Origin of the sequence: Lentzea sp. (genome assembly GCF_036380075.1) — a bacterium.
In the GTDB taxonomy this organism is placed as follows: Bacteria; Actinomycetota; Actinomycetes; order Mycobacteriales; family Pseudonocardiaceae; genus Lentzea.
The window spans coordinates 1-11,776 of the sequence record NZ_DASVFL010000235.1 but is presented as its reverse complement, the minus strand read 5'-3'; the positions used below and the strand labels follow the sequence as shown (position 1 = coordinate 11,776).

Here is an 11,776-nt window from a genome sequence, read left to right as displayed (position 1 = left end):
GCCTGCGCGCCGATCTCGTCCCAGTCCGGGTAGACCTCGCGCGCCCGCGGGTCGAGGAAGGTGAACTCGACCAGGTTGTGGCCGGGGCTCCACGCCGGGTTGACCCTCGCGGCGAGCGGAGTGCCGGCCAGCACGTCGCGGGTGGGTCCGACGACGAACGCGGGCTGGCCGGCCCACTTCTCCAGCAGGTGCAGGACTCCGGGCCGCACGCCCCCGGCGGGAACGGCCGGCACCGGCGGCGGAACGGCGAGCGACCACAGGTGCAGGCGCTCGGTGTCGTCCAGCCGCAACGCGCGGGCCAGGGCTTCGAGGACCTCCCGGGAGGGGTTGCGGTCGCGCCCCTGCTCGAGACGGGTGTAGTAGGACGGGCTGAGCCCGGCGAGCAGCGCCAGTTCCTCGCGGCGCAGCCCCTTCACGCGCCGGCGCGTGGTGTGCACGACACCGGCGGACGCGGCGTCGACCTTCTCCCGCCGGCTGCGCAGGAAGGAGCCGAGGTCGTTGTCATCCCAAGCCATCAGCGGAGACGGTACCGCTTCCCGAGCCCTCCGCCCTGCCGTGAGCCTGTCCCTGCGAGAGCCAGCCTCAAGGGGGCGTGGCACCTTCCCGGTCCCGGGTGTCCGATGGGGACATGCTGACCGAGAACGACGAAACACCGGTGTGGCTGATCACCGGGTGCTCCAGCGGCCTGGGCCGCGCACTGGCAGAACACGCCCTCGAACGCGGTGACCGGGTCGCCGTCACCGCTCGCGACCGCGAGACCGTGGCCGATCTCGCCCGCACGTACGGCGATCGCGCGCTCGCCCTGCGGCTGGACGTCACCGACCCGGCGTCGGTGACCGCCGCCGTCCGGTCGTGCGAGGAGACCTTCGGACGCGTCGACGTCCTGGTCAACAACGCGGGGTACGGCTACCTGGCCGCGATCGAGGAGGGCGAGGACTCCGAGGTCCGCGCCCTGTACGACACCAACGTGCACGGCGTGGTGACGGTGCTCAAGGCGGTGCTGCCCGGCATGAGGGCGCGCCGTTCCGGACGGATCGTGAACGTCTCGTCCTTCGGAGGCCTCGCCGCCTTCGCCGCGACCGGTTACTACCACGCCACCAAGTTCGCACTGGAGGGGTTGTCGGAGTCGCTGGCGGCGGAGGTCGCGCCCTTGGGCATCACCGTGACGATCGCGGAGCCGGGCGGCCTGCGCACCCGATGGGCGGGAACGTCCATGCGGCAGTCCCCGACCCGTCTGGACGACTACGAGCAGACGGCGGGCAAACGCCGACACTCCACAGTGGCCGTGTCCGGCCACCAGCCCGGTGCCCCGGCACGGGCAGCGGCGGCGATCGCCACCGCCGTCGACGCGGAAGAGCCACCTCTGCGGCTGCTGCTGGGTTCCGACGCACTCGCCGGAGCGCGCACCCGCCTGGACCGGCTTCGCCGCGAGATCGACGAGCACGAGGCACTGACCACGAGCGTGGACGTGGAGCAGGCATGAGCGCGACAGGTGCGTTCGTCGTGATCGGCGCCGGACCGGGTCGCGGGTGACCGGGGGCGAAGTGTTGCAGGACCAACCTCATCGCCGGGTGGAGCGGAGCGGCGATACCGTCGTGGAGGTGTTCGCCGGCACCTGCTCGAGTGACCGGTCAGCGGCCTCTCCCGCCGGCACAGCGCTGCCGTAGGTGCGCGAGAGGTGAGCGACGTAGGCGTCAGCACTCCCGTGAGCGAGATCTTGAGCACCGTGGCGGATGTGGGTGAGCGTGCGTCCGCGGCCCACCCGCAACGTCGTGGTGGCCGCCCTGCCCTCGCTCGGCGCGTTCCGGGCCACGTCGAGGACGTGGACCTCGGCAGCGAACGCCGCACGGGCCTCGGCCTGCGACGCCGCCGGCGTTGACCCGGTGCGGTTCGCGCTGCTCACGTGCAGAGGCGCCACACCGGCGAGCACCGGCAGCACCGGAGACCAGCAGGCGCCGAACACCAGCACGTGGCCGTCACGGGTGGCCTTGCGGGCCCAGCCGGGCAGGCGTTCGGGCACCACGGGCAGCAGGAGCGTGAGTCGTTCGCGGACCAGCAGGTCCCGCGCGAACCGGCAGGTCGGTTCGTCGAGGTCGACGGCGCCGGCGAACTCCGACCAGAGGTCGTCGTCCACGAGCCAGAGCGCCACGGCCTGGTCGGCAGGACGTTGCTTCGCCTTGTTCACCGCCTCGGGCGAAGTCGCCGCGACGACGGAGGTCAGCGGGAACGGGTTGGGCAGCACGACGGCCTGTCCCGCCCGCAACGCGCCGGCGGCCGCGCGCAGGCCGGTCACGAACCCGGCCAGGTCCTCGTCGGGGATCACGGCTTCGTTGCGGCTGAACGCCTCGGTCTTCACCCACGCCAACGCGGCCGTCGTCTCGGCGCGGTCGAGGACGAGACCGATCCGTTCGCACACCGCGCGCAGGACGCGGGTGCTGGCGAGGTGGGTGAGCACGACCGTGGGCTCGATGCCCAGCACGGCGGGGTCGTAGGGCTGGAACGTCCCCGGCCGCACGAACGGCGTCCCGGTGGAGAGGGAGCCGACGCCGGTCCCGACGATCGGCGTGGTCACCGTCAGCGGCACCCCGGTCTCGGCCGAGACCTGCCGCGCGATCGCGGGAATCCGGGTCAGGTCCGGGGCGGTGTACCAGAGGTCCGCCTCGCCCAGCAGTTCGGTGGCGCGCCGCGCGAGCAGGAACAGCAGCTGCTCGGTCGCCACCATGCCACTGCGCTCGGCCACCCCGAGCCACGAGCTCGACACGACGCGGACGCCCGCGCGGACGGCGGCGAGCGTGTTCGCCAGTCCCAGCCCGAGGTCGTTGTGCAGGTGGGAGGCGAGCACGACGTCGGCGGGCACCCGTTCGAGCAATCCCGTGAACAGCTCGGAACAGCGTTCGGTGAGCAGGTCACCGGTCGTGTCGGCGATGACGACCACCCCGGCTCCCGCCTCGGTCAGGGTGGTGGCCGCCGCGGCCATGAGGCCCACGTCCGCGCGCGGGGCGTCGGCGAAGCACACGTCGGCGAACACCCCGGCAGCGCGAGCCGACCGCACCAGCGGTACCGCGTCGGCCAGCGCCGCCTCCGCCGGCTGGTGGACCATCGCGTCGGCCATCTCGTCCGAGGCGGGCACCACGATCATCACCCGCCCGTTCGGAGCGCCCCGCACCGCCTCGCAGGCCTGCCGGACGTCCACCGCGGTGGCCCGGCACACGGCCGTGGGGCTCACGGCGCCGGCTGCTCGCAGCGCCACCTCCCGGGTGGCGTCGAACTCCTCCTGGCACACGGCGGGAAACCCGGCCGCGAAGACGACGTGCCGCGGCCCGTCGTCGCCGAACACCAGTCCCTGCTCCCGTGCCAGCCGGACGCGGAACCCGGCACTCATCAGGGTCTTGCCCTGGGCGCCGTCCCGGGCCGACTCCTCCCACAACACGATCCGCCCGTCGAGCGCCGACTGTCTGATCAGATCCGGCATCGCCACCGTGACGTCTTCTCCCTCCGCGGAGCCGCACGTTCGACCCACTCGGTCGTCAAGTCAAACGACCGGTGCCGTGCACGGTCACAGTGCCGACCGTCAAGATCACCCGATCGAGCGCCCGACGACACTCCGGTCAAGCGACCGCCACGTCCTCGCCGACGCAGCCCTGGTAGTGATGGCGGTCACAACCGGGGACGCTCGCGGGCGTTGCGGACAACTACCGGTGTGACCAAGCCCCAGGAGCGCGCCATCGACGGCACCAGGCCGGACCACAGCCCAGACCTGGGCGACGCGGACCCCGCCGGCACGTTCGCCGCGCTCTTCGACACCTATGCGCCCCGGCTGCGCAGCTACCTCGCGGGACGGGTCGGCGTCGACACAGCCGACGACCTGGTCGCGGAGACGTTCCTCGTCGCCTTGCGCCGGCGAGCCGAGTACGACCCGGCTCGGGCGCCGGTGCGCGGCTGGCTGTACGGCATCGCGACGAACCTGCTGCGCAACCACGTCCGCCGGGAGGTGCGCGGATACCAGGCGACCGAGAGGCTGCACGCCGAGACCGACCACGGGCACGACGCGCGGGTGGTCGCGCAGGTCGACGCCCAGCGCCAGCTCGCGCGCGTGTTGCCGACCCTGTCCGCGCAGGAGAGAGACCTGTTGCTGCTGACGTCCTGGGCCGGGCTGGACCCGTCCGAGGTCGCGACCGCGCTGAACATGCCTGCCAGCACGGTCCGCTCGCGGTTGCACCGCGTGCGCACGAAGGTGCAGGCAATGCTGTCAGGAGGAAAGTGATGACCGATCTCGACGAAGCCCTCGCCCTGCTGCACAAGGACGACCGCGAGAACCCGCGGTCGCTGCGGGACGTCCGCACGAAGGTGCTCGAAGCCGCCTCGGACAACGTGATCCCGTTGCGCCGCCGCAGGTTCATGCCGGTCGCGGTCGCCGCGGCGGCAGTGGCGGTCGTCGCCGCCGGTGTGGTCGTCGTGCAAGCCAACGACGCGGCGCCGCAGGCACCGCCCCTCGCGGGACCGACCAGCTCGACCACCGCGCCCGTAGGCGAGGAACGGGCGGTGTCACGGATGTCGCTGGTGTCGGCGAAGGACGCGCTCACCGCTGCCGCGAGCCGGATCAAGACCGCCGACCAGCCGGTGCCGCCCGGCAAGTACCGGCTGATCACCGAGACCGGCACGTACGCGCGAGGCGTGACGTTCGGGTCGTCCGTCGACAACCCGCAGGCGTTGAAGGGCGGGACCTGGATGCTCCCGCAGACCACGAAGACGTGGATCCCGTCCGACGTCACCGGCGAGTGGCTCAACCGGCGCACGGTGACCGGTGAGCCGAAGTGGCTGGGCGGCAACGTCTCGCAGCAGGAGGCGGCGTTCCGGCCGTCCGACACCGACACCGGTGAGCGCCGGGGGGTCTGCGGCGACTTCTTCCCGAAGTCGTTGCCGAAGAAGGTGTGCGGCGACCCCGGCGACTGGGACTCCCCCGCGTTCTACGCGAAGCTCCCGCGCGACCCGCAGGCCCTGTACGACTGGCTGCGCACCTTCACCGGTCCGAAGGGCTCCACGCCGCAGGCGATGTTCCACACGGCCACGGAGATCCTGCGCGCCGGCCTCATGCCCGCCGACCTGCGGGCCGAGTGGTACCGGGCCATCGCCAAGATCGACGGCGTCGTCCTGTCGGAGGGCAAGGCGACCATCGACGGCCGCACCGGCGTCGGGATCACCCTCGCCGACACGCTGCAGCGCACCGAGCTCGTCATCGACGAGGAGAAGGGCGACTTCATCGGCGAACGCACGCTCGTCGGCCCGGAGACCGACGAGACCTGGCTGCCGGAGGGCACGGTGACGATGTCGGTCGCGATCACGTCCACCGTCGTCGACAGCATCGGCTGATCCGCGCGGCTGATCCGCGCGGTCTCCGTCGTGGTGTGGTCGGAGGATGACGAGCATGTCGTCCTCCGGCCACACCGGTCAGGCGCGGGGTTTCGCCACCGTGGTCAGCCCATTGGCCGCAGCTGCCGGCAACGCGCTGTAAGCCTCGCCACGAGCACACCGGACCGCACAACCTCGTCCGGTTACACTCGCGGACGAGCAACGTCGTGGAATGACAAGGAATGATCATGGGCAGCACGGACGGAGGCCGCGAGAACGTCGCGGATTCCTCTGTCCTGCCCTTCCTGATCGCCGCCTGGGTCGTCGCGGCCACGATCTACGTCGTGCCGGGCCCCGAGCTCGTGACGACCGCCGACGTGACCGCGCTCCTGCTGCTGGCCATCGCGTGGCGGGTGGCCGCTCCGCTCATCCGGCCCTCACGCGTGCCCGCGGTCCTGGCGAAGGCAGCGGCTTTGTCGGTGGCCCTGCACGCCACCGCGCCGGTGCACGTCCCCGCCCTCGCCGACCAGCCCGCGGTGTGGTCGGTTCCGTTCGGCGACGTGGCAGCCGTGGCCACGATCCTCGCCCTGGTCAGCTGGTTCGACGACACCGTCGTGGCGAGCTGCTCCACTGTCTGGGACCAGGTCAGACATCGCGCACGGGCGTGGTTCGTCCTGCTCGTCGAGCCGGTGCCGGCCGCCGCGGGACCGGACCCGATCCGTCCTCGTGCTCTCGAGGCCGACACCACTCCTCACCAGGTCGACTTCCGCAGGTGCTGGGCCCGTCGAGGCCCTCCGGTGCTGTCCTTCGCGTGACCGGCCCGCACCAGGGCAGGTACCGATCCTTCCAGTCCGATCAGGACTGAACAGCACGCGCCGGTTCTTCGCTCGGTCGCGCTTTCACCTGTGCGCATGGACACGCGCACATTCCTCGCGCGCACAAGCAGCGGTCCCGGCGCACCACACCGAAAGCGGAAACCCGTGACAGCAGAGAAACGCGACCTGACAGACCTGCCCACCGAGTACATCCAGCCGGGCGTCCCCGCTCGACGTCCTTCCCGAAGAGCCACGGCCGGTCTGGCAGGGGCCGGACGCGTTCTGATGAGCCTGTTCTCCGTCCTTGTGCTCCTCGGGTGCGGCTACGGCTACGTCAACCTGAGGTCGTTGCAGAACCAGCTCGCCACCACCGACGTGATCAGCAGCGACGGCGGTGGCGAGCGCCCCCGTGACGGCGCGGTGGACATCTTGCTGGTGGGCATGGACAGCCGCACCGACTCCAAGGGAAACCCCTTGCCGCAACAGGTTCTCGACGAACTCCAGGCCGGCGGCGGGGACGACGGCGGCGTCAACACCGACACCATGATCCTCCTGCACATCCCCAACGACGGGAGCAAAGCCGTCGCGATCTCGTTCCCCCGCGACTCCTACGTGACCATCGCCGGCGGCTACGGCAAGCACAAACTCAACTCCGCCTACGGCGCCGCCAAGAACGACGCCGCCGCACGGCTGCGCGCCGAGGGCAGCACGGATCGCGCCGAGATCGAGACGCGGTCGCGGCAGGAAGGCGCGAAGAACCTCATCGCCACCATCCAGGACCTGACCGGCGTCACCGTCGACCACTACGCCGAGGTCAACCTCGCCGGCTTCTACGACATCACCAAGGCGATCGGCGGTGTCGACGTCTGCCTGACCAACGCGGTCGACGAACCGAAGTCCGGCGCCCGCTTCACCGCCGGCGAGCACACCATCGCGGGCAAGGACGCCCTGGCGTTCGTGCGGCAACGCTACGACCTGCCCCGCGGCGACCTCGACCGCATCGTCCGCCAGCAGGTGTTCCTCGCCGGCCTGGCCAACAAGATGCTGTCCACCGGCGTCCTCACCGACCAGGGCAAGCTCCGCGGCCTCATCGACGCGGTGACGAAGTCCATCGTGCTCGACGCCGGCTGGGACGTGCTCGGGTTCGCGGACCAGATGCAGGGCCTCAGCGGCGGCAGCATCGAGTTCAAGACGATCCCGACCGGCCGCCTCGACCTGCCCACCCCGCAGGACGGCATGGCCGTGCAGGTCGACCCCGCCGAAGTCCGGACCTTCGTCCAGTCCCTCACCAAGGACCCCACCACTTCTTCGCCACCGCCCGGCAGCACTCCATCCACTGCGGACACCAGCGCCGTGACTGTTGACGTTCGCAACGCCTCGGACCGACCCGGTGTCGCGGCGGCCGTGCTGACACAGCTCGTCGCCCAGGGGTACAACCGCGGCACAGCAGCGAACGCCGAGACCGCCTTGGACAGCTCCGTGGTCCTCTACGGCCCCGGCGCCGAGGCGGGCGCCCGTGCCGTCGCTCAGGAGCTCGGCGGAATTCCCTTCCAGGCCAACACGATCGTTCCGGCCGGCCACGTCCGGGTCTTCCTCGGGCAGGACTACTCGCCGACGGACGACAACCGGTTCGGCAGCGGCGTGGGTGTCGAGCTCGACGGCGCGCGACAGCAACCCGTCGCGCCCTCCCCCGAGCCGGCGATCACCGCCGGCGGAGTGCGTTGCGTCAACTGACCGCGCGACTTCGTCCGGCCGGTATCGACAACCGCCGCTGCCGGGACGGTCGGCTGAACGCAATCAGACGTCGTGTCGTTCCTGCACAGTGCGGTAGAGCTCCTCAAGGGCTTTCGTGACGACCTTGAGGGCATTCGGCTCCGCGGTGAGAGTGCGGGCTGGGATGGTGGGCCTTCTCCGCCACCCAGCAGCTCGCGCGGCTTCGACCTGGCCGGCCAAGCCGGGAAGTTCCGCCAGCCGGCCGGCGAACTGCTCCACGACCGACTCGTCGGCGCCCCGGCCGCCCTTGTGGATCCATTCGAAGTTGATCGCCCAGCCCGGACCACCGTTCGGCCCACCGGTGAGGTAGAAAGACCAAGGCTGCAGCGTCTGCGAGCCCGCCGGGATCTGCGCGGTCATCGAGGGTCGCGCTCCCTCACCCCAATACATCCAGCCGTTTGTTGCCGCGATTCGGGAGTGGTCGAAGAGCGCTCGCGCCGCCTCAGCCAGCCGAGCATCGGTGTCCATGAGAGCGCTGAAGAAGTCGTCCTCGGTCCACTTGGCTCCCCGCGTCCCGGCGCTCGCCCGGACCTTCTTGCCCCAGTCGTTGGGCTGCACCACCAAGGTGAACAGCGGTGCCGGCGGCGACGTCCCGATCCGCACGACCTCAATGCGAACCCCGAAGAACCGAGTGCGCTCGTCGGTTCGCTCGTTCAACCATTCGAGTGCGGCGCGGTGCTCCTCGGCCTCCGACAGGGCCTCCGCGTTGGCCAGCAGCCAAGTAGTGAAGTCCCGTGCCTCGGATGCCCAGACGACTTCATCCACCACCGGCGTCAATGCCGCTCTCCGGCCTTTCGCAGCTGGGCGTCGCGGGTTTCCCGGTCCGGGTCCACGTGGATCGAAGGACCTGGCGCGCGCATCTCGGCAATACTGGTTTGATGCCTCATGATTCCGGTGTCTCGTTCCACGGCGTGGCGAATACCGTGGGAGGTGATGCGTCCGGAGTTGTGGTGCAGGCAGGACTGATCACAGGCGGAGTGCACGTTCACCAACATCAGTCGATGCGCCCTCCCGTCGGGCTGCCGTGTCGGGTCGGAGCCGTTCCACCGCAGGCAGCAGCGTTCCAGAACCGAGACGTGAGCGTTCTGGCGACGTACGGGCTGGATGGCGAAGACACGATGACGCCGCGATCCGGAGTCCCCGTGCACACCACCGTGTTGTCAGGATTGGGAGGAGTCGGAAAGACTCAACTGGCCGTGGCCTACGCCGAGCGGGTGTGGGCCGCGGGCGAAGTCGAGTTTCTGGTCTGGGTCACGGCGGAATCGCGGGAAGCGATCGTGTCGAGTTACGCCCGCGCGAACGCACGGCTCGCCGGTGCAGAGGAATCGGACCCTGAGCGAGGCGCGCGCTCGCTGTTGGAATGGCTTTCCACGACGACCGTGCCGTGGCTGATCGTGCTGGACGATCTGCTGGCTCCGCGCGACATTGCGGGATTGTGGCCGCCTACAACCGGCACCGGTCGGGCGGTGGTGACGACTCGACGTCGAGACGCGGCATTGCGCGGACATCGTCGCGCGCTGGTGGAGATCGGGGTTTTCAGCGCGGACGAGGCACAGGCGTATCTCAGGGATGCTCTGGACAGCAAGGAAGAAATGCTCGATGGCGTCGCCGCACTGGCGGGTGACCTGGGTTATCTGCCACTGGCGCTGGCTCAGGCGGGCGCGTACATGGCGGACCGCCATCTGTCGTGTGCCGCCTACCGAGCCCGGCTGGCGGAACGACGTCTCGTCAACCTGCTGCCCGGCCCGGATGAGCTACCCGACGAGCACCGAGCCACGGTGGCGGCCACCTGGGCCTTGTCGGTGGAGCAGGCCGATCGGCTGGCACCGGCCGGTGTCGCATGTCCTCTGCTCGAAGTCGCGAGCTCATTGCACGCCAATGGTGTTCCGGTCGGAGTGTTCACCGCACCTGACGTGTTGGCGCTGCTCACCGCGGCCACCGGACGGAAGATCGACGAGCATGACGCGCTGGACGGTCTCGGGTGCCTGCATCGGCTCAACCTGATCACCTTCGACGCGGGGACGTCACCACAGACGGTCCGAATCCACGCTCTGGTGCAGCGCGCCACCCGCGACACCTGGTCCCCTGAAAGGGCAGCAGCAGTGACACGCGTGACTGCCACTGCTTTGTTGCAGATCTGGCCTGACGTCGAGCACGATGCCTCGCTGGGACAGCTGCTGCGAGCCAACACCTCAGCACTCGACGCGGCAGGCAGCGAGCACCTGTGGGAGCTCGATGCTCACGAAGTGCTGTTCCGTTCGGCACGAAGCCTCGGTGAGGCCGGCCTGGTCGCCGAGGCGAGGGAGCAGTTCGGCAAGCTCCGCGGCAGAGCTGACCAGCGCCTGGGCTCCGACCATCCGGTCACGCTGTCCAGTCGTCACGCCTCTGCCTACTGGCGTGGTGAGGCAGGGGATCCCGCAGGTGCGGTCGCAGCGCTCGACGACCTGCTCACGGATCAGCTGCGGGTACTGGGGCCCGACCATCCCGACACACTGACCACTCGCCATGACCGCGTTCGGTGGCAAGGGGAGGCAGGTGACCCCGCGGGTGCGGTCGCAGCGTTCGAGGAAGTGCTCGTCGATCGGTTGCGGGTGCTGGGCGCCGATCACCCCGACACGTTGAACACCCGCCACGCGCTCGCCTACAGCCGTGGCGTGGACGGCGACCCGAACGCCGCGGCAGCCGCGTTCGAGGAACTGCTGTCCGATCGGTTGCGAACACTGGGACCCGGCCACCCGGACACGCTGCTCACCCGCAACAACTTCGCATACTGGCGCGGCAAGGCTGGTGACTCGGCCGGCGCGGTGGCGGAGTTCAGCGAGCTGCTCGCCGACTACCTGAGAGTGCTGGGGCCGGATCATCCCTTGACGTTGAACACCCGCCACAACTGTGCTCGCTGGCAGGCGGAAGGTGGCGACTCAGCCGGGGCGGTGGCAGCTTTCACCGAACTGCTCGCCGACTACCTGCGAGTACTGGGACCTGATCACCCACAGACTCTGAACACTCGTTACCACCACGCCCGCTGTCGAGGAAAAGCGGGTGATCCCGCCGGTGCCGTGACCATGTTCACCGAACTACTCGAAGATCAACTACGAGTGCTGGGGCCGGAACACCCCCACACGTCGAACACCCGGCGGAAGATCGCTCAATGGCAGCGGATGTGCGAGAACACGTCCGACTGATCGCCGGCGGTCGCGCCTTGCTTCAGGCGGGGCCCGGTGTCACTGAGAGACCAGGCCCAGGACGCTTCACCGGTGGAAGCGGCGAATCATGAATGTCGCGGTGATGAGACCCGCGAGCCGAACCCGAGACCGACCCAACTGCCGTGAAAACCACCCGTGGCGGCTCCCGCAACACATCCGGCGGGCGCAGAGGCAACACCTCCGATGGCACTGTGGTGGTCAGGCAACGGATACGGCTACAACGACATCAAGCCAGTGCTGCGGTGGCCCGCAGCCCAGCCGCCTCTTCGCGGAGGTTCTCAGCCCGGAACTGGAGGGCCCGCAGTGGACCACGGCCACTACTGACCTCCAGTCCACGACCGGAGAGCAACCACGCCGGAACGGCCAGACGGCGTGAGCTTTCTGCAATGGCGACTTAGCGCCGTATGACGATGTCGGCCTGGTGGACGAGCGCTGACGACGGAGAAGATCAGCGGTTGGGAGAACCGTGATCACGAAGGTGGGCGCAACGCCGACGGTCGCATACGAGCAGGCTGGCCACTACGACCAAGGGACCTCCAGCGATGCTTGGCGCCACTGGTGAGCCGGTTAACCAACTGATGCTGTATCCGAGCCCAGCACCGGCAAGGCACAGCAGCACGACCACCGTCCTGCCGA

General features: G+C 69.8%; 9 protein-coding genes. 6 read left to right on the top strand and 3 right to left on the bottom strand.

Going from position 1 to position 11,776, the window contains the following annotated elements; translation table 11 throughout:
- Positions 1–515, bottom strand: a 515-nt coding sequence (locus VF330_RS25960; protein ID WP_330854292.1) for a helix-turn-helix domain-containing protein, incomplete at its 3' end; no start/stop codon positions are given.
- A gap of 113 nt (positions 516–628) precedes the next feature.
- Between VF330_RS25960 and VF330_RS25955 the strand changes: the two genes are divergently transcribed.
- Positions 629–1,483: an oxidoreductase gene (locus VF330_RS25955; protein WP_330854291.1), complete on the top strand. Its 855-nt coding sequence runs from the start codon at positions 629–631 to the stop codon at positions 1,481–1,483.
- A gap of 78 nt (positions 1,484–1,561) precedes the next feature.
- Here VF330_RS25955 and VF330_RS25950 read toward each other — a convergent pair whose 3' ends face one another.
- Complete coding sequence (locus tag VF330_RS25950; RefSeq protein WP_330854290.1) at positions 1,562–3,472, bottom strand: hypothetical protein; 1,911 nt, start codon at positions 3,470–3,472, stop codon at positions 1,562–1,564.
- 228 nt (positions 3,473–3,700) lie between these two features.
- Here VF330_RS25950 and VF330_RS25945 point away from each other — a divergent pair, with 228 nt between their 5' ends.
- The 4 genes from VF330_RS25945 to VF330_RS25930 all read left to right on the top strand — a co-directional run bounded on the left by VF330_RS25945 (position 3,701) and on the right by VF330_RS25930 (position 7,898).
- A complete protein-coding gene (locus tag VF330_RS25945) occupies positions 3,701–4,264 on the top strand; it encodes an RNA polymerase sigma factor (RefSeq protein ID WP_330854289.1) in 564 nt (187 codons plus the stop codon).
- Positions 4,264–5,370, top strand: a complete 1,107-nt coding sequence (locus VF330_RS25940; RefSeq protein WP_330854288.1) for a CU044_5270 family protein — start codon at positions 4,264–4,266, stop codon at positions 5,368–5,370. Before VF330_RS25945 ends, VF330_RS25940 begins: the two co-directional genes overlap by 1 nt.
- Before the next feature lie 227 nt (positions 5,371–5,597).
- Positions 5,598–6,164 (top strand): hypothetical protein, encoded by a 567-nt coding sequence (locus VF330_RS25935; RefSeq protein ID WP_330854287.1) that lies wholly within the window; start codon positions 5,598–5,600, stop codon positions 6,162–6,164.
- Between the two features lie 165 nt (positions 6,165–6,329).
- Positions 6,330–7,898: an LCP family protein gene (locus tag VF330_RS25930; RefSeq protein WP_330854286.1), complete on the top strand. Its 1,569-nt coding sequence runs from the start codon at positions 6,330–6,332 to the stop codon at positions 7,896–7,898.
- Positions 7,899–7,961: 63 nt separating this feature from the next.
- Here VF330_RS25930 and VF330_RS25925 read toward each other — a convergent pair whose 3' ends face one another.
- Positions 7,962–8,714: a hypothetical protein gene (locus VF330_RS25925; protein ID WP_330854285.1), complete on the bottom strand. Its 753-nt coding sequence runs from the start codon at positions 8,712–8,714 to the stop codon at positions 7,962–7,964.
- 299 nt (positions 8,715–9,013) lie between these two features.
- On the opposite strand from VF330_RS25925, the gene fxsT reads away from it, so the two are divergent.
- A complete protein-coding gene (fxsT, locus tag VF330_RS25920; protein WP_330854284.1) occupies positions 9,014–11,119 on the top strand; it encodes an FxSxx-COOH system tetratricopeptide repeat protein in 2,106 nt (701 codons plus the stop codon).
- Positions 11,120–11,776 lie beyond the last annotated feature (657 nt).